Annotated in this window: 20 protein-coding genes; 9 read left to right on the top strand and 11 right to left on the bottom strand. The window is 51.7% G+C overall.

The genetic code is table 11. From position 1 onward, the window contains the following. Positions 1-2: 2 nt before the first annotated feature. A complete protein-coding gene (locus J3P35_RS01145; protein WP_210462250.1) occupies positions 3-350 on the bottom strand; it encodes a histidine kinase in 348 nt (115 codons plus the stop codon). Between the two features lie 32 nt (positions 351-382). Beyond that, positions 383-1,651 carry a PAS domain-containing protein gene (locus J3P35_RS01150; protein WP_210462251.1) on the bottom strand — a complete coding sequence of 423 codons (1,269 nt, stop codon included), beginning with the start codon at positions 1,649-1,651 and terminating at the stop codon, positions 383-385. A gap of 388 nt (positions 1,652-2,039) precedes the next feature. Here J3P35_RS01150 and J3P35_RS01155 point away from each other — a divergent pair, with 388 nt between their 5' ends. After that, the gene (locus J3P35_RS01155; RefSeq protein WP_210462252.1) at positions 2,040-2,513 is read left to right on the top strand and encodes a hypothetical protein; all 474 of its coding nucleotides are present in this window, start codon (positions 2,040-2,042) and stop codon (positions 2,511-2,513) included. A gap of 78 nt (positions 2,514-2,591) precedes the next feature. Here the strand turns inward: J3P35_RS01155 and J3P35_RS01160 are convergent, their stop codons facing one another. The 4 genes from J3P35_RS01160 to J3P35_RS01175 all read right to left on the bottom strand — a co-directional run bounded on the left by J3P35_RS01160 (position 2,592) and on the right by J3P35_RS01175 (position 4,955). Further along, positions 2,592-3,098 carry a DUF421 domain-containing protein gene (locus J3P35_RS01160; RefSeq protein ID WP_246849897.1) on the bottom strand — a complete coding sequence of 169 codons (507 nt, stop codon included), beginning with the start codon at positions 3,096-3,098 and terminating at the stop codon, positions 2,592-2,594. A 243-nt stretch (positions 3,099-3,341) separates the two neighbouring features. After that, the gene (locus tag J3P35_RS01165) at positions 3,342-3,758 is read right to left on the bottom strand and encodes a SpoIIAA family protein (RefSeq protein ID WP_210462254.1); all 417 of its coding nucleotides are present in this window, start codon (positions 3,756-3,758) and stop codon (positions 3,342-3,344) included. Positions 3,759-3,798: 40 nt separating this feature from the next. Further along, positions 3,799-4,215 (bottom strand): SpoIIAA family protein, encoded by a 417-nt coding sequence (locus tag J3P35_RS01170; RefSeq protein WP_210462256.1) that lies wholly within the window; start codon positions 4,213-4,215, stop codon positions 3,799-3,801. 311 nt (positions 4,216-4,526) lie between these two features. After that, the gene (locus tag J3P35_RS01175) at positions 4,527-4,955 is read right to left on the bottom strand and encodes an STAS/SEC14 domain-containing protein (protein WP_210462258.1); all 429 of its coding nucleotides are present in this window, start codon (positions 4,953-4,955) and stop codon (positions 4,527-4,529) included. A gap of 569 nt (positions 4,956-5,524) precedes the next feature. Between J3P35_RS01175 and J3P35_RS01180 the strand changes: the two genes are divergently transcribed. After that, positions 5,525-5,905 (top strand): Hsp20/alpha crystallin family protein, encoded by a 381-nt coding sequence (locus J3P35_RS01180; RefSeq protein WP_210462260.1) that lies wholly within the window; start codon positions 5,525-5,527, stop codon positions 5,903-5,905. Between the two features lie 146 nt (positions 5,906-6,051). After that, positions 6,052-6,606, top strand: coding sequence for an Hsp20/alpha crystallin family protein (locus tag J3P35_RS01185; RefSeq protein ID WP_246849899.1), 555 nt, complete (start codon positions 6,052-6,054; stop codon positions 6,604-6,606). 78 nt (positions 6,607-6,684) lie between these two features. On the opposite strand, the gene J3P35_RS01190 is transcribed toward J3P35_RS01185, so the two are convergent. Further along, positions 6,685-6,918: a hypothetical protein gene (locus J3P35_RS01190; protein WP_210462262.1), complete on the bottom strand. Its 234-nt coding sequence runs from the start codon at positions 6,916-6,918 to the stop codon at positions 6,685-6,687. A gap of 160 nt (positions 6,919-7,078) precedes the next feature. On the opposite strand from J3P35_RS01190, the gene J3P35_RS01195 reads away from it, so the two are divergent. Then, positions 7,079-7,849 carry a hypothetical protein gene (locus J3P35_RS01195; RefSeq protein WP_210462264.1) on the top strand — a complete coding sequence of 257 codons (771 nt, stop codon included), beginning with the start codon at positions 7,079-7,081 and terminating at the stop codon, positions 7,847-7,849. A gap of 107 nt (positions 7,850-7,956) precedes the next feature. Here J3P35_RS01195 and J3P35_RS01200 read toward each other — a convergent pair whose 3' ends face one another. Continuing rightward, positions 7,957-8,271 carry an SH3 domain-containing protein gene (locus J3P35_RS01200; protein ID WP_210462266.1) on the bottom strand — a complete coding sequence of 105 codons (315 nt, stop codon included), beginning with the start codon at positions 8,269-8,271 and terminating at the stop codon, positions 7,957-7,959. Between the two features lie 772 nt (positions 8,272-9,043). Between J3P35_RS01200 and J3P35_RS01205 the strand changes: the two genes are divergently transcribed. From J3P35_RS01205 to J3P35_RS01215, 3 genes are all read left to right on the top strand, one after another. Further along, positions 9,044-9,478 carry a GNAT family N-acetyltransferase gene (locus J3P35_RS01205; RefSeq protein WP_210462268.1) on the top strand — a complete coding sequence of 145 codons (435 nt, stop codon included), beginning with the start codon at positions 9,044-9,046 and terminating at the stop codon, positions 9,476-9,478. A gap of 134 nt (positions 9,479-9,612) precedes the next feature. Next, complete coding sequence (locus J3P35_RS01210; RefSeq protein WP_210462270.1) at positions 9,613-10,305, top strand: alpha/beta fold hydrolase; 693 nt, start codon at positions 9,613-9,615, stop codon at positions 10,303-10,305. Beyond that, the gene (locus J3P35_RS01215) at positions 10,298-10,705 is read left to right on the top strand and encodes a septal ring lytic transglycosylase RlpA family protein (RefSeq protein WP_210462271.1); all 408 of its coding nucleotides are present in this window, start codon (positions 10,298-10,300) and stop codon (positions 10,703-10,705) included. The genes J3P35_RS01210 and J3P35_RS01215 overlap by 8 nt, the downstream gene beginning before the upstream one ends. 618 nt (positions 10,706-11,323) lie before the next feature. Here the strand turns inward: J3P35_RS01215 and J3P35_RS01220 are convergent. Next, positions 11,324-12,256: a 1-phosphofructokinase family hexose kinase gene (locus J3P35_RS01220; protein WP_210462273.1), complete on the bottom strand. Its 933-nt coding sequence runs from the start codon at positions 12,254-12,256 to the stop codon at positions 11,324-11,326. A 222-nt stretch (positions 12,257-12,478) separates the two neighbouring features. Between J3P35_RS01220 and J3P35_RS01225 the strand changes: the two genes are divergently transcribed. Together J3P35_RS01225 and J3P35_RS01230 are read left to right on the top strand one after the other, a co-directional pair. After that, positions 12,479-13,075 (top strand): RNA polymerase sigma factor, encoded by a 597-nt coding sequence (locus tag J3P35_RS01225; RefSeq protein ID WP_210462275.1) that lies wholly within the window; start codon positions 12,479-12,481, stop codon positions 13,073-13,075. Between the two features lie 11 nt (positions 13,076-13,086). Then, the gene (locus J3P35_RS01230; protein WP_210462277.1) at positions 13,087-14,481 is read left to right on the top strand and encodes a T9SS type A sorting domain-containing protein; all 1,395 of its coding nucleotides are present in this window, start codon (positions 13,087-13,089) and stop codon (positions 14,479-14,481) included. 66 nt (positions 14,482-14,547) lie between these two features. On the opposite strand, the gene nagA is transcribed toward J3P35_RS01230, so the two are convergent. Next, positions 14,548-15,699 (bottom strand): N-acetylglucosamine-6-phosphate deacetylase, encoded by a 1,152-nt coding sequence (nagA, locus tag J3P35_RS01235; RefSeq protein ID WP_210462279.1) that lies wholly within the window; start codon positions 15,697-15,699, stop codon positions 14,548-14,550. Positions 15,700-16,006: 307 nt separating this feature from the next. Next, positions 16,007-18,418 (bottom strand): TonB-dependent receptor domain-containing protein, encoded by a 2,412-nt coding sequence (locus J3P35_RS01240; RefSeq protein ID WP_210462281.1) that lies wholly within the window; start codon positions 18,416-18,418, stop codon positions 16,007-16,009. Between the last annotated feature and the right edge of the window lie 209 nt (positions 18,419-18,627).

Raw genomic sequence — 18,627 nt, forward strand, 5'->3', positions numbered from 1 at the left:
ACTTATGCCAGCCGGGTCTCCAGCGCGGAGATAAGACTGGTCAATTGCTCAGAAAGCTTGTCAATGTCTTGGAGGCCCTCGTGGGCTTCTTCAATCTTTCCGGAGCGGTACTGGCTTATTAGATGCATGGCGGTGGTAAGCAACTCTTTGTACAGCCTTGACATGGTGCTGAACTCGGGTAGGTTGCTATAGCGTACGGCACCAATGGTCCTGAACCACTGGCCCAAGGGACCGCTGGAAGAAAAGAACTCCTGGTCTGGAGTGCCGCCGTACACCGCAGAGCGTACTTTAGACTTAAATAAAATCAGCTTTATCCTGAGTTGCTGAAGGTCACTTTGGGCAGCGTTCATGTAAAGCTAGTAACTGGTAAACTCATGGATTTCTATGCCTCACCCTCTTTCTGAAGACTTTGCCGCAGCTTCACATGTTCCGTAATCTCGTACCCGAACACCAGGATACCGATAGTCTTCATCCCCTCGCCAAAGATAGGCTGGTAATTGAGTGTAAGGTAGACATCTTCCGAGGTCTTGGTGTCTTGCCGTTTCCGTTGAAAGTAGACTTCCTTGGCAGAGAAAGCCTCGCCGGTTTGGTACACTTTGTCCAGCAGATCCACAAACCCCTGCTCAGCCGCCTCCGGCACCGCCTCGGCTACGGTCTTGTCCTGTAGCTCCCGGTCCGGGAAAAGCCCCTGGTAATAAGGGTTAATCAATTCAAAGCGGTGCTCCGGCCCTTTTAAAGTACAGAAAATAGCCGGCGCGTTCATGATCATGTTCTCCAGAGTCTTGCGCTCAGACTGGGCCTTCTCTAAGGCAGCATGCACCTGGTCTGAGAGGAGCGCCATCTGCTCATTGCTCTCCAGCAGTTCCTGCACCATCTGTTTGGTGGCATGGATGTCTGTGGCGCTGCCTACCCACAAAGAAACCTTATTCTGGTTACCCAGCACCACGGGCGAGCACTTTTTCACAAACCAGCGGTAATTGCCATCGCGGTCCCGCATCCTTATCTCGGCCTGGAACTCTACCTGCTTCTGAAAACTCTCCTGCGCCCGCGTTGCAAAAGGCCCTTTGTCATCAGGGTGCATCACATCCATAAACCCGGTACTTGAAGCCATGATCTCCTGGGCAGGAATGCCGGTGTATTTTACAAAGCGCTCATTCACGTACGTCACCTTTCCCTCGGGGCTCACGGTGTATATCAACTGGGGCACCGTATCGGTCATGATCCTGAACTTGTTCTCGCTTTCCTGGTGGGCCAGTTTGGCTTGCTCCCGCTCCGTCACGTCCATGGTTTTCTGGATGATGTACTCCACATTGCCTTCCTGGTCCAGAACAGGCGTGTGCGAGGCCTCCCAGATACTCTCGTAGAACCCGCCGCCCTCAGAGGCAGGCCGCGCTATGTTGTACCGCACCAGGTCCATGAAATCTACCCGTTTGGTTTCTATTACCTTGGCAATGGACTTACGTACCGGGTTTTCCTCAAAAGAATAATGTATGTCTGGAAAAGCCTCCAGTAAAAGGTGAAGCCCCAGAATGTCCTCCTGTTTGCGCATAGTGGTCTGCAGGTAGGCATCTGTGGCGGCTATGATCTTAAAATCTGGGGTAAACACCACCAGGTTGTCTGGCACATGCTGGAATAAATTTGAAAAATCCATCTCACAAACGGGTTACGGGAGTGTAAATAAACGCAATAACTTAACTGAATGCCCAATTGTTTTTGGCGCCGCGTAAACTTGGGCCATAGCCTGAAAGCTGATAAAGCTAAGGCTAATCAGATCAAGCCTTTAGGAATTCAGATCATTAGAGGGAAGATTGAGCAAAGCCAGGGCGGGGTTACAAGGCGATCACAGGTCAAACATTTCAGGCCTGTCGCCAGGCAGAAGCCCATCCGGTAGAAAGCATCTTTCTGCACCCCAAAGCCCGGACAATGAAGAAGCCCCTTTCAAGAAAAGCACCTTTAGCCAAGCCTTTGCTCCAACACAGGCAGGTACCTACAAACCACATTTTTTTGTAATATTAGACCTGTACAAAACCTGCTGCACTATGAGAAAAACTTGTCTTCTGGCGCTTCTTTTCTGGGCATGTGTTTTAAGCAGCTGCGACTCAGATGACGCAGATGCACCTGCTGTGACCTTAAACACCCGGTGGCAGATGTATGCAAACAAAGTGCTGGCACTAGGCGGCAATGAAGCGTGTGCCTACAGTACCAAACCCTCAGACATGGCTTTCAAGCCTACCAATGCCACCTGCCAGGATGATGATGTCTATGACTTCAGCAGTTCAACAGAGTTAGTCATCGAGCATGGCACCCGCAGTTGCAGCGCCAACGAGCCTGCTTCTGCTACCACCGTCTATGAGCGGCAGGGAAACAAACTTATCATAGGAGGACGGGAACACACCATTGTACAACTCACCAGAGACACGCTTATTCTGGATGTCTGCGTTTCCTTAGCCGCTGGCAACTGGCCCACTACCAACTACGGGAAAGTAGGGATGAAACTAAGCAGAATAAAGTAAGCCAGAGGCGTTCCCATTGGCCAACAGGACTGGTTTTGCGGAACACGCAAGATAAACATGGGAGCTGTTCTCTGCTGCTCATTTGTCGTCTTTATAGACCACACTAATGCTTCCGCTGCGCTCCAGGCAGGCGGTTTCTATTTTGGCAATATCCACCGGGCCTCCCTTGGTGCGCAATACCTCTATGATATCGTTCTCTGTGATGCTATGCGCCCGCATCTGGTCTTCCAGCACCTTCCCATCTTTCACCAAGGATACGGTTTTGCCTTTGAGGAAATTGCTGATGCCGTGCCCATGCCCAAACTGAAAGGCCACGGATGCCAACATGCGGTGCAGGAGAATAAGCACTATGCCAGCGGCCAGCGTAGGAAAGAAAGGAGAGGTACCCGTAATGGCCCGGCTCATGATGGACCCATACATAATACTCAGGACGATGTCAAAAGTGCTCTGCTGCCCAAAAATGCGCTTGTTGGCCAATCTTATGTAAGTCAGGGAGACAAAGAAAACAATCACCGCCCTGACAGACATCTGCCACCAGTTAAGGTGTTCGTCTCCTATTCCCAGAATGTATTCCAGTGTTTCCATCTCCTCCCCAAACGAGGGAAAGAAGAGAGGGTTACGGCCAGAAAAAGTACTCCCTTTATTTCTCAAAAAAGCAGAAAAGGGATTTTCAAGGGTATACTTCCCATAAATTCTGCCTACGTTTTGGAGCCTGAATCCATAAAACAGGCCCAAAACACATGCGGGGTCTGGAGCATTACTTGGATGCTAAAGCAACTGGAATGACAAACTTACTTGGGGCCATGGGTCTCGCGCATAGGAGACCGCCTAGAACTCTTCCATAAGCCAATCCAAAGCCTTGTTTTCGTCCTCAAAATGTTTGACTTCCAGATCGCCCAGATCACCGGCGCGCTCAATAAGAAAGTCTACCGAGGCTACCTGTTCCTTGTCTTCTGAAGGAATGATGGCCATACGCCGTAAGGGACCAGCCAGCATGGAGGGCACTATGTTCTCAAAAATCCAGTGGGTGTCTTCTTCTGAGAAGGCCTTCATGTTGCGGTCATGGGCTAACCAGCGGGTTAGCTTATATTTCTCCATCACGTGGGAGCAAAGCAGGAAAGCCTCCTTCAAATCCTCACTGCTCATTTTTCCCTGCCAGACAGACTGGCCAAGTGAGCGGTTCTGGTCATACTGCACGGTGAAGGCATTACTCTGGTAATAGACGGAGGGCAATTGTTGAAGCATGTGATTATATCAAAATGACTCCCTCAGGAGCCGGGCAATTCTAGAACTCTTGCATAAGCCAATGAAGGGCCTCTTCCTCAGTCTGGAAGCTCTTAAGCACCAGGTCATCCAAATCACCGGCCCGCTGGATGAGATGCTCAATGGCTTCTACCTGGCCCTGGTCTTCTGAGGGCAGGAAAGCCATGCGGCGCAGGGGACCACTCAGATAAGAAGGCACCACGTGCTCAGAAATCCATTGGGTGTCTTCCTCAGAAAAGGCTTTCATTTTACGGTCATCGGCGAGCCAGCGGGTAAGGCCGTATTTTTCCATGACATAAGCACAAATGAGTAAAGCCTCCTGCAGGTCTGCACCGGTCAATCTGCCTTTCCAGACGGCCATACCCAGGGAACGCGCCTGGTCATAACGTACAGAAAAGGCCTCACTTTCATAATAGACAGAGGGTAAGGTTAAAAACATAAAATAAAAGACTACAGCTGCGTACGGGGGAAAGCAGTCTCTTTTGGACTAGTCTATTGGTTAATTAAAGTATAAAATATTAGGGTGCCCGGCAGCAAGACGCGGGGAGAATACTTGCAGATTTCCGGGCAGATTTTCAGGAAGGGTTTTTAAAATATAATAAACAGGGTACTATTTTATCTGGCAAGCTCGCCAAAGGCTTTTCCTTCTGCAGACTTCTCCTTCCTTTACCTTGGCCGCAAAGGTAAGCCGGAAACTGCTTTACAAATGACAGAAGGGTCTTAAATCTTTACCCAATTTTGTTTCTATCCCTATGACTTTACTTGCGAAGACACAGAAAAAGGGGCCATAAGCCATTCCAGGGCTTCTTTTTCATCGTTGAAATCACGCATGGCCAGGTGGTCAAGGTTGCCGGCGCGTTGCAGTAACTGCTCTACCGCCATCTTGTTGAACATATCCTCAGACACCAGGGTAGCCATGCGGCGCAGGGAACTCTGCAGCATGCGTGGGATGACATTGCTTAAAAACCATTGCTGGTCTGCCTGCCTGATGGCTTTCATCTTCCGGTTGTCGGCAAGCCAGCGGGTGATGCCTTTTGACTCCATCAGTTCAAGGCACTGCAAAACAGCCTCCCTAAGCTCGGGGCTGGCCAAGAAGCCATTCCACACGGCGTAGGCCGTGGCATGGTCTTCGTCATAACTCAAGGTAAGTCCGGTGGTTTGATAATAAATCTTTCGCATTGCGCCTTACATAGCACAGCCTCTTTCAAGCAAGACAACTCCGGTTACCTTTGTCTTGCTTCCTTTCTGGCTATCTGGTGAAATATACCTATCAGTCTTCTTATTGACACCTGCACCTGGGCATTCTCCTGAACACCTCCATTTCACAGGACCCCATACCATAGTATCTTACTGCCGGGCTTTTCCTACCGGGTTGGCTGCCTCAGAACAGCAGCGTTGCACCATTCTGGTTCTCCTTCGCTAGTCCGGTTCTGTTTTCAACAGCGTTGCGGTCTGGCAAATGCTATAAAATCCTGTACGTAGATATACACCCTTTAGACAGGAAAATACGGTGTTTTCTTGCGTTTAGGGCACATTTTTTACTTTTCTGCCGACAAGCAGCCGGCTTTTAGAAGCAACCTCCCTTTTCTACCTTTCAGCCGGCGTAAAAAACCTGCCAAAATTACATCATTGACATTTCACCTATTGCCATTATGTCTTAACGCCGCGTTTAAAAGGCCTCTGAGGGCATTGGTATGCCGTTTGCAATATGCCACCTAGAAAACAGCGACCGGAGGAGGAGAAACATCATGAAACTGATTAAAGATAAAAAGTTCTTACAGAACGTAGCGCATTATATAGACTTAACCAACACGCTGGGCGGAGGCACGGTGCAGCCGCAGGTGAAAATGGTGAAGCACAAGAAAGAGGCAGTTTTGCAGGTGTTGTTACCGGGCGTCTCTGCCGAGCAATTCCAGGTAGTCCTGGACAAAAACCAGCTCACCGTGATGGCCCTGCACCAGAGCGAGCAGCACCCAGCCATGCAGATGCCGCTGTTTCACCAGCAGTTCCTGTTGCCGCCTTATGTAGATTTCAACAATCTGCAGGTGGTACACGAGGGCAAAAAACTACGGGTGCATATCCCGTACCTGCCACAGGGACCCAGATTACTGGAAATTGAGCAACGTTAACCTAGTCATATAAAAAGGAGAACCCATTACCGTTTGGGGCTCCTTTTCTCAAACCCGGTCTAAAACGGCCCTTGTGAACTGATTGAAGCTATTACAAAAGGCAGCCTGGGTCTGCCAATGTTTCACAATTTAAAGAACTTAAAGCTATGGCCATTCAACGTTTTGGAAGCGGCTTTGACGACATGATGCCGCAGACCTTCAGCAGCATGCTGGACCGATTCTTTAATGATTCTGTGAATAGCCGCGAGCGGCTGAATAGTTTCAGCCCGCAGGTAGACACCTGTGAAACCGAGAAAGGGTATGAAGTGGAAATGTCCCTTCCTGGCCTGAAGAAAGAAGACATTCACCTTGACTTCCATCAAGGTCGTCTTACCATCTCTGGTGAGCGGCGTTTCAACAGGGAGCAGAAAGACAAACGCTACCACCTGGTAGAAAGCCAGTACGGTTCTTTCAGCCGGTCTTTCCAGTTCCCAGACAACGTGAAACCAGAAAACATTGAGGCGGTGTTTGAAAATGGTGTCCTGCACGTGCGGGTGCCTAAAGATGAGCAGAAAACTGCCCGTCACCGCATTGAGGTACGCGAAGGCAGCAACCAGCCTATCCAGATAGAGCAAAACGCCGAGAACCAGGGATCTGACGCCAAGGGAAATACTTCTTCCCGCAAGAAGCAGACATCCATGAACGAGAACGGCAACAAATAAGAAGGCTATGCAAAGCCCTTAAACAGAAAGGCACCACAATTGTGGTGCCTTTCTGTTTATCTATCTGGTGCAAACAGGTTAGCCCTGCTTGCCGGAGCTCATAGCGGCATTGCCGTTGCCGGCGCTATCTGGGATACTGCCCGGGTTGAAGGTACTTCTGGAAGTCTGGCCCGGCGTAGCGGGGGCGTTAGGTCCGCCGCCCGAGATACGGGTAGTGGTTCCCTGTGCGGCAGCGCCTGCCTTGTTCGCCCGCACGTAATACACGGTAATGAACAAAGCGATAATCAATAAAATACACAATGCAATGAACATAGTAGAATCAGGTTAAGTAAAACATAAGGCTTCTCTCTTTTACTTAGTTTTCTGCCTGCTGTTGCGCTTACCGGCTGCTTATTGCAATTGACAGGGGCTTATTGTCTTTTTTTATTTAGCTTTATCATACAGTGTCCACTTTTTTCGTTTACTTTTTGCTATGATAAAAAAATTATATTTCCTGGTTTTCCTTTGCTGGATGGGGGCACAAAGTAGTTGGGCCCAGATCAACAGCACCACCTCGGGGCAACCTTACTTTATAGAATTGCACAACGGGCAACGCGTGTACGCGAGCCGGCTCCAGTTCAAGAGCCCCATCTTCAAACAGAACTTCTTCCTTCTGGATGATTCTCTCAAATATGCCCCGGAAACGGTGAAGTATTTCCAGAGCCAGGAAGGCTTCTTTGCCCGCGTAGACGCCGGGCGGCGCTTCAGTAACTTCGCCCAGCGGGAACAGGCCGGGCGCGTGTCTACTTACTTTGTGTACCGCACAGATTACAACTCCTATGGCCCGGGTATTGGCGTAGGCTATGGCGGTTACGGAGGTTACGGCATGGGCGGCTACGGAATGGGAGGCTACGGTTACCCAACGCAGCGCCGCGTGTACTATTTCCAAAAGGAGAATGGCCCGCTGCAGCCCCTCACCTACAAGAACCTGCGCACCGCCCTCTCTGACAACCCGGGCAGTATGGAAAGCCTGCAGGACTACAAACGTGGGCAGAACATCCAGACGGGCATGTACGTGGCGGGTGCGGGCTTAATGGTGGCCGGCATTACGCAGCAGTTCAGAGGCGGCAGTACCAGCGGCAAGATCTCTCCGCTACTGCTCATTGGCGCGGGTATTTCGCTTATTCCCCAGATCCTGCGGCTGGTGAAAAAAGACCAGCTTGGCGAGGCCATTGACATCTACAACTATACTCCCAAAGAATAGAGACTAAGGTTTGTCCAAAAAGCAGCGGGCCCACTCAAGACTGAGTGGGCCCGCTGCTTTTTGTATGATATAGAGGCGGAAGCTGCCCCAGCCATCATTTCTGCGGCTTAGAGCTTGGCGCTTTTATCGGGGGCGACAGGTGTTTTGGCGGCAGTGGCTTTTTTGGCCTTTTTGGCTTTGAGATAGGAATTCAGCACGTAGCCTGCTTCCCCGTCAATCTGCACCAGAGACCACTCATGGTTTTGTTTCCGCATCACAATGATCTCGTCTTCAGGGCCCAGCAGGCGCATTACCTCTCCGCCTATGCCAGGCTGACGGTACATTTTAACTTTCTCTGTATTCACCCGGCTAGTAGGACCCTGGGCGAAAGATGATACTACTTGCATGCAAACGAGGGCGATAATGAATAATAAACGTTTCATAATTATTTCTTTTAAGTGAGTTAAACTGTTAAAAACAAATCTTTCTATTTTTCATTTTTTGACTTAAACAAACACCTTTTATCAGAAAAAAGGACGTACAGATCCAGGGCATAAAAAATGCCTATTTTGTTAATGCATGTTTCTTATGTATTTGTGTTATATTCTAATAGATGCAGATTCTAAAAGAAGGTTGCTTGCAGATGGCTAATTTTTTTTCTTTTTTATTTAAGCTTCAAATCATTCTCTCACAAGTCCTGAAATCCCTTAGCCTATTGGCCGATCATTTGTTCCTGTTCTGATTTTACAAGTTGCGTGCCATTATATAAAACACCTGATTTACAGATATTTACCCACTTACCATCATTCAACATGTGCGATGCCGGACACAGCACTATTTGAAATCGTACACTTTGCCAATTCAATCTTTCCAGAATAACTGAAGAAATATTTCTCCCGGTTAATTCAGGAAGTCTGCATGCAGACAAATTTTATTTTGTGAGTATTCATAGCGCAGGGATAAACCGTGTATCTACACATACAAACATGAAGACTAACACCTCTAATTACCTGCTTAACTCAGAACAATTATCTCATCATTCCTGGCTACCAACGGATCAAATATAGAAGGGCTATTTCCTAAAAACCAGGGCACAAATACTAATTAACAGATATTTAACTTTATTGGAATTACAGGTAAATTCTTTAACATTTTGTTAGCATTTGTTTCACCGCTGGTACGTGCTTCCTATTTTTGCCCCTTATTTGATACCCCATGGCTACACCTTTGCAGATAAGGGAAATAACAGAGTTGGCTGAGATGCTGCAGCAGTTCCCCTTGATCCAGTACCTGAACCCCAACATGGAGCCGGAACGCTATGAAACCCTGTTGCGGCTCATGCTGCCCCAGCAGTACCGTATGGTGGGCGTCTTTGAGGGAGATACCTGCCTGGGCCTCTCGGGATACTGGATGGGCACCAAACTATACAGCGGCAAGTACCTGGAGATAGACAATTTTGTGGTGGATGAACAGTACCGTTCCAAAGGCATCGGCAAAATGCTGGTAGACTGGCTAACCGATGAGGCCTCCAAAAACCAGTGCGAGACCATGATGCTGGATGCCTACGTAGTGAACAACGCCGCCCATAAATTCTATCTCCGCGAGGGCTTCGTGATCAAAGGCTTCCACTTCCTTAAGAGGCTGGCCTAATCCCAAAGGATTTATCCCCAGGAAGAAGTAACCTAGGCCCCAAACCATAGGAACCGTTTAGCGGGTATTTTTCCAAAATGGACGGTGAAACAGTAATGTTTGGTCAGAACCCCTAAGAACGCTTACCTTACAGTATGGAACCACTGCTTTTGTTACACGGCGCCTTGGGGGCCAGAAGCCAGTTTGACCCGCTGCTGCCTCTGCTTCCCGCGCAGGTGCCGGTATACGCTTTGAACTTGCCTGGCCACGGCGGAGAACCCTTCCCCAACGGCCCTTTTACCATTGAGTACTTCGCTGGGCAACTGCTTACCTGGCTGGAGGAACACAACTTGCCTCCCGTACAGGTGTTTGGCTACAGCATGGGCGGCTACGTGGCCCTGGAGGCAGCCCGGCAGAAACCAGAACGTTTCTCCAGGATCTTCACGCTGGCCACCAAATTCAACTGGACGCCGGAAATTGCCCAGGGTGAAACTGCCAAACTCCGCCCCGAGGTCATCTCAGAGAAAGTACCGGCTTTTGCCCAGACCCTGCAACAGCGCCACGCTCCCCCAAATTGGGCTCAACTGCTGCGCCACACCGCAGACCTGATGTTGGGCCTGGGACAAACGCCTACGCTCTCTGCGCAAGAATTAGCCCAGATCAACGTTCCAGTTTGCATAGCCGTAGGCGACAAAGACCAGATGGTTTCCGTAGAAGAATCCCTGGCCGCATACCGCCAGTTGCCCAAGGGGCAGCTGCACGTTTTACCCAACACCAAACATCCGATGGAACAACTTAACTGGCCGTTGCTGGCCAGTGCTTTACAACATTTCTTCTCTTATGCGTAAGCTTACCCATTTATTCCCCCACCTCTGCATCTTACTTTTACTGGCTCTGCTCGCCACCAGCTGCACCACCAAAGCCCCAGCCTTCGGGGAGCGGGGCTACACTGAGAAAGGCAAAGCGTCTTATTACTCAGATAAACTCCGGGGAAACAAAATGGCCAACGGCGACCGCTACAAACCCGGCAAACGCACGGCAGCCCACAAGAAACTACCCTTCGGGACCAAGGTAAAAGTCACCAATCCGCAGAACGGGCGCTCCGTGAAAGTGCGCATCACCGACCGCGGCCCGTTTGCCCCCGGCCGCATCATAGACCTGTCAAAATCGGCGGCCCGTAAGTTGGATATGGAGAAAAGTGGCATTGTGCCGGTGCAGATGGAGGTAGTGAAGGAAGGGAAGAGGTGATTCTTTTACTGCTGACGCAGTGTTGCCTAGGCTTGGTGCTAACTGCGCTGTGGTGAAGCTGACTTACCTACTGTTTTATTGCTTAAATTTTTGTTGACGTAGTCCGTTGATGCTGGCGTGGCGCTGCCGTTTGCGTTGGTTCATGAGCTGGGTTGTTTCATGGTTTCCCTCCGTGCGCTCACGGCCGCGAGGCCCCGCCTTCCGGCCTCGCGCTGCGCCAGCTTCCTTTGCTCCCTGGCGGTCGCAACGCCTTCGGCACCGGAACCTGACAAGGCGCTCCACCGAAAGGCTGGAATAGGGATTGCATAGGCAAGTCCCGCCCCAGACCTCACAGGTTTTGAAAAACTGTGAGGTCTTCTGTATTGTGAGGTCTTCTATATTTAGCATGGTTCAAGTCTGTGACTTGGACCCGCCATGGTCGGCAGTTTGCAACTGCCGTGAGGCGCTAATCTCATAGGCCCGTGTGCTGATCCGCTGGCGCGAGCTTCCAGCTCGTGTCCGCACGCATACCTGAGAATCTTTCCTGCAACATTTCTTAACGTTCTATTTAGCCCATAAACATCGTATTAAGGCTGATTTATGCAGAATGGCCCTAAAACCAAGCGATGAAGATCGGAATTACCGGCGGGCCTTCAGCCATTCGTAGATGCTGTCTACATCGGGTTTGCGGCAGAGTTCTGAGCCGGGGGTCATGGTGGCGGCGGTTCCGGCGGCTACGCCGTAGCGAATCACGTCAGACAGGGGCCAGCCTTCCTGCAATTTAAGCACCATGGCCCCTACCATGCTGTCGCCGGCACCTACGGCGCTTTCCTGTTTTACGGTGGGCGGCACCACGTACTCAAATCCTTCCTTAGAGGCCAGCATGGCGCCCCGGGGGCCCAAAGACACCACCAGTACCTGGCTCTTGCCCTCGTTCAACACCTGGGTAGCCAGATCTTCCTGCTCCTGAGAGGAAATCACTTCTTTGCTGGCTAGCGCGGCCAGTTCGTTCAGGTTGGGTTTGAGCAGGTAAATGCCTTTACCCGCCGCTTTCATCAGGGCGGCGCCCGAGGTATCCACTATCAGTTTGAAGCCTTTTTTGTAGGCCAGATCGGCAACGCGGGCATAGAAGTCATCGGGCACGCCGGGTGGGTTACTGCCGCTGGCAATCACAAACTCGGGCACCTCTTCCAGGTCCTCCAATGCCTGCAGCAGTTGCCGCCACTCGGGTTCGGTGACCTGCGGGCCAGGCATGCCAAACCGGTACTCCTGCCGCGAGGAAACCTCAAAGACCACCAGGTTCTCGCGGGTAGACTCTTGGCAGTTGAACCTCCTGAAAGACACTCCTTCGTGGTGGAGAAGCTCACCCAGTTTTTCGCCTGTATGTCCGCCGGCCAGAAACCAGGCGCAGGATTCCCCGCCCAGTTTTTTGATGGCCCGGGAAACGTTGATACCGCCGCCGCCAGGCTCAAACACGGGTTTCTCGCAGCGCAGTTTTTTCTCGGGGGCCACAGACTCTACCCGGGTGCTTTTGTCTATGGCCGGGTTCAGGGTAATGGTGATGATTTTCATAGCGTTGGTAGATGGAGGTTTGGCATGAGACCCTTTCCAGAGCGGCAGTCTATGCAAAGGCAAACGCCAAACTGTTTTGGTCCCCATTCTTGAAAAACAGGTTCTAAACGTCTTTTACACCAGCTTTACGGTTATCTTTAGAAAGAAAGTAAAAAAACATTGCCGCCCCTGCGACTTTTCTGACCTCCGGTGCCACTTACTGCCAAACCAGAGAATAGTCTTATGTCTCAACCTCAAGATCCCAAAAGTAAACAGCAGGCGTTTCTGGCGCTCTATGAGCCGGTGCATGCGCCTTTTGCCCGGTTCTGCCAGGCACGGGTATTCCACAGCGCAGACGCCAAAGACCTCATCAGCGAGACGGTGCTACAGGCCTATGAGCATTTTGATTCGCTTCGGCACAAAGAGGCGTTTCTGCATTTCCTCTTCGGGATAGCGAGCCGACTGCTCAGGAACAAAAGCCGCCGACGCAAGTTCTGGGGCATCTTCAACAGCGGGGAGGCCGAGGAAAAACAAACCGTCTCCGGTAATGCGGAACTGGACACCGATGTCCGGCTACTCTACGAGGCCCTGGCCAAACTTCCCGAGGAGCAACGCGAAGCCATTATCCTGTTTGAGATCTCAGGCTTCGCCCTGAAGGAAGTACAGGACATCCAGGGGTGCAGCCTCTCGGCGGTGAAATCACGCGTGGTGCGGGGCAAGAAACGGCTGGCGCGCCTGCTCAACGACCAGGAAACCCTTCGGCTGCTGGAAAGCGAACCCACCGAGGAAGCCCAGTTTGAGAAAATCAGCCCCAGAACGCAGGTAAGTCTAACTTTCTAACCAGAACACCCATGTCACCATCACATAAAAACCTGAACCAGTATTTTGAGGCCGCTAAAGCGCAGGAGCCGGTGATGCCCTTAGAGGAACTGCAGGAAACTTTAAGACAGCTGCCTGCCAGCTCTACCATCGGGAAACAAACATCGGCGGGAGCCGGGAAAACCAGTTGGATGTTCCTGAGCGCCGCAAGTGTTGTCACAGCTTTCGTCCTGTGGATTGTGCTCACGCAAAACCAAACATCGGTAAAACCGGCATCTCCCGTTGCGGTGACCGCGCCTAGCAAAGCCCAGCAAGTAGAGGAAGAACCAGTGCCGAGTTCATCCAGTACGCTAATACCTAAAAACAGGCCCTTAACTGCAAAAGCAACTCCTGAACAGCCCCGCATGGCCACAAAAGCCAAAGGCCCTGAGGCAAATATTTGGAAGGAGCCTGCTTCTGCCTCTATTACTCCTGTAACTGTAGAGAAGGGCCCGGCTCCGCTGTTTTACAACAAGGGGTTAAGGGCTATACCTTTGAAGGCAAAGCCTAAAGAGGAACAGCCGAAAGAAGGGGAAAAAGTTTTCGGGAACATCACGTTGCTGGAACTGCCACAGGAGACAGAGCAAAAATTGGGCATCCAGATCAATGACCAAGGCATCAGGTATGAAAGGCTGTTCAACGACCCCGCTGAAGGCATGATCCGGCTGGAAGTCACCGTCTATGGGGGAGATCACTCCGTTATCCTGGGCAATCCTACCCTGGTATTAAGAGACGGAAAGTTTGTGAGAGACAGCAGCAGGCTCTATTTGCCAGTGACCAAATTCGTGCCGATGTATATCTCTAACCGGAAAGGTGAGCGCCGGGTCATGTACCGCACCGACAGTGAGGACGAGCGTAAGTTTGAGCCCGAGTACTTCAACGAGATCCTGAACACGCTGATCCCGGTGCTGGTGAAGGCCAATAACAAAGCCAAAGACGAAGCCATTTTCTGGTTCTCAGCCACCCCAGATTTCCTGGCCCAGTTGCCTAAACCATTGCACCAGGCCATCGCGCAGGAATACCAGCTGCTGGAAGATCAGAAACAAGCCAAAGAATCCTCCAAGGCGGACGTGGGCGCGGCTACCCAGCTCAAGTACTTTGAGTCAAAGCCCGGCAGTTTGTCTTCTATCCAATACGCAGTAGTATTCCCCAACCCGGTTTCTGAGTGGCTGAACCTATCCATGAGCCTGAAGCGGGAAGAAGAGATGCGCGTGAGTCTGGTAGACATCAACGGTAGCCTGGTGAAAACCCTCTCCCCGTACAAGCGCTATGCTGCGGGCTCCGTTACCGAGAAATTCCTGATCAAGGGCACGCCCCGTGGCTTGTACCTGCTCCTAGCCGAAACCAAATCCGGGCACAAACACACCCAACGCATCATCATTGAGTAACAGATTAGTTAGAATAGACAAATCGTTTGGGGCTGATTTACAGAAATCAGCCCCAAAACTCTATGCTTACTTTTGGGCTAAGGTTACTTCCTGCCCGTCTACCAGTACCTGCTGCAACTGCAGATTCTTGTCCAGCACCACCAGATTGGCAGCCGACCCGGGAAGCAACTGGCCTACTTTGTGCTCCAGTTTCAGGACCTGGGCCGGGTAAAGCGTAGCCATGCGCAGGGCCTCATCCAAGGGCAGACCTACCATGTTCACCGTATTCTGCACGGCCTGCAGCATGGTCAGGGCAGAGCCGGCCAGTCGGCCATCCTCGGTTTCGCAGCGACCGTTGCGGTAATAGGCTTTGAAGTTTCCGAAATCGGTGAAGGGGATATCTGAGCCCACGCAGGCGGCGCAGTCAGAGATGAGAAGGAGTTTCTCGCCCAGCATCTTTTTGGCCAGGCGCACGGCGTAGGGGTGACAGTGCTCGCCGTCCACAATGATGCCGGTCCAGGCTTGACCATAGTCCAGCGTGGCCGCCGCCAGCCCGGGCTGTTTAGTGTCTATCCCGCTCATGGCGTTGTAGAGGTGGGTCACCGCGGTCACCCCGTTCTGGAAGAAATGCATAGCCTGGTCATAAGTAACCAGGCTGTGCCCCGCCGAGAGCACGATCCCGCTTTCCACCAGCCGCTGCAACACACTTTCCTCTACGCACTCGGGAGCCAGGGTAAGGTAAGTGATCACGTCTTTGCCCGCTGCCAGCAGCACGTCCAGTTCCTCGTGCGTGGCTGTCCGGATGCAGGCGGTATCATGGGCACCGGCTTTCTCAATATTGAAGAACGGACCTTCCAGGTGCATGCCCAGAAAAGTGCTGGGGCTCTGCTGCATGGCTTCGCGTACGGCCGTGATGGTTTCCAAAATCTTATCCTGAAACGCCGAGATCACCGTGGGCAGAAAACTGGTAGTACCAAACTGCAGGTGCGCGTCCCTGATGGTGTTCAAACTCTCCAGCGTGGGATATTGGGTAAAGTACACCCCACCGCCCCCATTCACCTGCAAATCCACGAAGCCCGGGCAGATAATGCCACCTTTGGCGTCCAGCACGGTAATGTCACCAGGAAGCTGGGCATCGGGCACCAGCCCAATGATTTGGCCATCTTCAAACAAAATGGCGTGGTGCTGGGTAATGGTGTGCCCCGAGTAAATGGTGCCGTTGGAAAGAGCGAAGCGCATGAGCCTGAATTTCTATTTTAGGGTAAATTTCAGGAAAACAGCCCGAAAACAGCGCAGCCATTTCCTGTTTTTCGCCCTTTTACAGAAATAAGCCTCAAAACGATGGCTGAGCCACAGCTTCCCCGTAGCAGGAAGGATTCTTGCAGTGAGGTGCAATTGCGCTTAATACAAGCTATTTCAGTTCGCCCACAAGATCCTTCCAGGATGACATGTGGGAGCGTTTTTCACTTCCTTATCGGCTTAAAACCAACCTTCCTTCAATTATTCACTCTCTTATTCACGCATTTACTCAATCACTCAATAACCATCACTCTCCCTGCTTCACGTCATCGTTACGGATGGCTTTCTTCTTACGTGGCGCTTTACCTGCGCTCTGCTGCCCAAATTTGTAGTCAAAGCTGAGGCGCACGGAGCGGTTGAAGTTGCGGTTCTCATTGGTTTGGGTGAAGGTGGCAGTGCGGGTCTCGGCGCCGTAGTTGATGGACCTTGTGAACGGGTTGTTCACACCCACGCTCACGCTGCCCTTCTTGTTGAACAGCTCCTTCTTCACGGCCAGGTTGTAGTACTGCCACGAGAGCGCCCGGCCCTGCAGCGTGACCCGGGGCGAGTTGAAGCCTCCGGTAAACTGCGCGCTCAAGCCTTTGCCCACTTCATAGCCGGTGGTCACGTTAAGGTTGTACTGCCAGCCGGTATTCTGGGTGCCTAGGCCCTGCAAACGGTTGTAGTACACGTTCAGGTTGCCGTTAAGGCTTAAGGCAGGCACCGGTTTGGTGGAGCCAGACAAGTTGAGGCCGTAGCTCAGCAACTTGCCGGCGTTCTCAAAAGTGTTCTGCGCCACACCCTGGTCTATGCCCAAAGTCACCTGCTGAATGGCGTTGTCTACCTTCCGTAGGTACAAAGCGGTGGTCACGGAACTGGTCTTGAAAAACGTGCTGTAACCCAGTTCATACAAGTGCGTCAGTTCAGGGTCCAGTTTGGGATTGCCGAAGAAGATGCTTTTGGGGTCTCGGTTATCGCGGTAGGGATTCAGCAGGAAAATATGCGGCCGCTGGATGCGTTGCGTGTAGCTGACCTTGAGCGTGTGGTTTTCCTTGAGCGTGCGCGACAGCGTGATGTTGGGAATAAGGTTGCCGTAGGTTTCATCCAGAAAGGTGTGGGTACTGGTAAAATCGCCTTTGAGGAGGGTCTGCTCAAAGCGGGCACCGGTTTTCAGAGAATATTTGCCCAGCGTAAGACCATAGGAAAGATAACCGGCCACTACATCCTGCTGGTAATTGAACATGTTCTCCTCTGGCGCGGCCTGGTTCTCCAGCGGATACCGGATATCATACCGGGCATTGCTCTCGGCGCGGCGGAGGATGGTTTTAACTCCTGTCTCCAGCGTGGATTTGTTGGAGAACGGATGGCTGTAATCTGCCTGAAAGGTAAGCTCGCGATTGCTGTTCTGGTTAGTGTTGCGCTGCAGGTAGAATAGCTGGTCCTCACTGTTGAAGCGATCCTGATTCACTAAGTTGTCGTGGTTTGACTGGCTGAACTGCGCCAGTAGTGTGAGTTCCTGCTGCGGCTTGAAAATGTGCGTGTAGTCCAGGTTGACATCGGTGCCCAAGGGTATGAACTGGTAATCATTGGTGTTGCGGATGTACGGCAACGCCCCCGGCTGATCTGTGGTGGTTTCCTGCGCGCTGTTGCCCTGGTAACGCCCGGTATTCATTTGCAGTCCCATAGAGAACAGGTTCACGGAGTCCAGGTCATAGTCCAGACCCAATTGCAGGGAACCGCCACCACCGTGCACCCGCCCGTCACCGGTCTGAATGGTAATGATGTCGCCGCCCTCAGCCACCTCGCGGCGGTACATGCCGTAGCCTTTGGGCACCGAGTACCTGAAACTGCCCAGGTTCAGGTTTAAGCCTACTTTGCCCCGCCGCGCACTCAGATTGGTGAAAGCGCTGCTGTTCTGGGTGCCCACCGTAAAGCCCGCGCTGCCATTCAGGCCGGGCATCGCGTTCTTTTTGGTGATGATGTTGATGATACCAGCCGTGCCCTCGGCATCGTATTTCGCCGATGGATTGGTAATCACCTCCACGCTTTTGATCATCTCAGCCGGAATCTGTTTGAGGGCATCAGCGAGGCTGGTAGCCATGATGGTAGAGGCTTTGTTGTTGATGAGCACCCGCACATTGGCGGAGCCCCGCAGCTGCACGTTCCCATCCACATCCACTGAGAGCGAGGGCACTTTCTTGAGTACATCGGCGGCGTTACCACCCGTGTTGGTGATGTCCTGATCGGCGTTGTACACTAGGCGGTCCACCTTATCTTCTACCAGCGGCTTCTGCCCCACCACCGTTATCTCCTGCAGCTTATTCCCCGCCGAGCTCAGCACCACGCGCCCCACTTCCACCTCTTCATCTGTCACAGAAACCTCCCTGATGCTTTTGACCTGGTACCCGACAAAACTGAACGTAAGCTGATACACTCCCGCGGGCACTTTGCTGAACGAGAATCGGCCCCGTTCATCGGTTAAGGTGCCGTCTACAGACACGTTGCTGTCTTTACGCAACAGCGCTACCGTGGCGTACTCCACCGGCTTCCCTGATACAGAATCTATCAGCAGGCCAGAGATTTTACCGATGCCTTTAACGGGAGTACTGGAGAGAGCAAGGGAGGCATTCTGAGCCCAGCCAACCATGGTGCAGTTGAGGCAAAGGCATAGCAGTCCCATCAAAAAGAGGGCTCTTTTTTTCATAAAAATGTTGGATGAAATGGGAGGATAGAAAGGAAGCGGTGCGCTGAGCGAGCAAACGCGGTTTGGTATCAGATCAGACCCGCCAAAGAACAGGAAAGGCGGAAACGGAGTGATTGGTATTTGATTCAGAAAAAAGTTTCAGGGCTATTTTCCAGGAAACGGCGCTAAAACAGGGTTGCTTAAGC

The sequence above is a fragment of the Rufibacter roseolus genome (genome assembly GCF_017916365.1).
In the GTDB taxonomy this organism is placed as follows: Bacteria; Bacteroidota; Bacteroidia; order Cytophagales; family Hymenobacteraceae; genus Nibribacter; species Nibribacter roseolus.

Excerpts from the sequence above, each read along its gene's own strand:
- J3P35_RS01145 (WP_210462250.1), bottom strand. The coding sequence starts at position 350 with ATGAACGCTGCCCAAAGTGACCTTCAGCAACTCAGGATAAAGCTGATT.
- J3P35_RS01150 (WP_210462251.1), bottom strand. The coding sequence starts at position 1,651 with ATGGATTTTTCAAATTTATTCCAGCATGTGCCAGACAACCTGGTGGTG.
- J3P35_RS01155 (WP_210462252.1), top strand. The coding sequence starts at position 2,040 with ATGAGAAAAACTTGTCTTCTGGCGCTTCTTTTCTGGGCATGTGTTTTA.
- J3P35_RS01160 (WP_246849897.1), bottom strand. The coding sequence starts at position 3,098 with ATGGAAACACTGGAATACATTCTGGGAATAGGAGACGAACACCTTAAC.
- J3P35_RS01165 (WP_210462254.1), bottom strand. The coding sequence starts at position 3,758 with ATGCTTCAACAATTGCCCTCCGTCTATTACCAGAGTAATGCCTTCACC.
- J3P35_RS01170 (WP_210462256.1), bottom strand. The coding sequence starts at position 4,215 with ATGTTTTTAACCTTACCCTCTGTCTATTATGAAAGTGAGGCCTTTTCT.
- J3P35_RS01175 (WP_210462258.1), bottom strand. The coding sequence starts at position 4,955 with ATGCGAAAGATTTATTATCAAACCACCGGACTTACCTTGAGTTATGAC.
- J3P35_RS01180 (WP_210462260.1), top strand. The coding sequence starts at position 5,525 with ATGAAACTGATTAAAGATAAAAAGTTCTTACAGAACGTAGCGCATTAT.
- J3P35_RS01185 (WP_246849899.1), top strand. The coding sequence starts at position 6,052 with ATGGCCATTCAACGTTTTGGAAGCGGCTTTGACGACATGATGCCGCAG.
- J3P35_RS01190 (WP_210462262.1), bottom strand. The coding sequence starts at position 6,918 with ATGTTCATTGCATTGTGTATTTTATTGATTATCGCTTTGTTCATTACC.
- J3P35_RS01195 (WP_210462264.1), top strand. The coding sequence starts at position 7,079 with ATGATAAAAAAATTATATTTCCTGGTTTTCCTTTGCTGGATGGGGGCA.
- J3P35_RS01200 (WP_210462266.1), bottom strand. The coding sequence starts at position 8,271 with ATGAAACGTTTATTATTCATTATCGCCCTCGTTTGCATGCAAGTAGTA.
- J3P35_RS01205 (WP_210462268.1), top strand. The coding sequence starts at position 9,044 with ATGGCTACACCTTTGCAGATAAGGGAAATAACAGAGTTGGCTGAGATG.
- J3P35_RS01210 (WP_210462270.1), top strand. The coding sequence starts at position 9,613 with ATGGAACCACTGCTTTTGTTACACGGCGCCTTGGGGGCCAGAAGCCAG.
- J3P35_RS01215 (WP_210462271.1), top strand. The coding sequence starts at position 10,298 with ATGCGTAAGCTTACCCATTTATTCCCCCACCTCTGCATCTTACTTTTA.
- J3P35_RS01220 (WP_210462273.1), bottom strand. The coding sequence starts at position 12,256 with ATGAAAATCATCACCATTACCCTGAACCCGGCCATAGACAAAAGCACC.
- J3P35_RS01225 (WP_210462275.1), top strand. The coding sequence starts at position 12,479 with ATGTCTCAACCTCAAGATCCCAAAAGTAAACAGCAGGCGTTTCTGGCG.
- J3P35_RS01230 (WP_210462277.1), top strand. The coding sequence starts at position 13,087 with ATGTCACCATCACATAAAAACCTGAACCAGTATTTTGAGGCCGCTAAA.
- nagA (WP_210462279.1), bottom strand. The coding sequence starts at position 15,699 with ATGCGCTTCGCTCTTTCCAACGGCACCATTTACTCGGGGCACACCATT.
- J3P35_RS01240 (WP_210462281.1), bottom strand. The coding sequence starts at position 18,418 with ATGGGACTGCTATGCCTTTGCCTCAACTGCACCATGGTTGGCTGGGCT.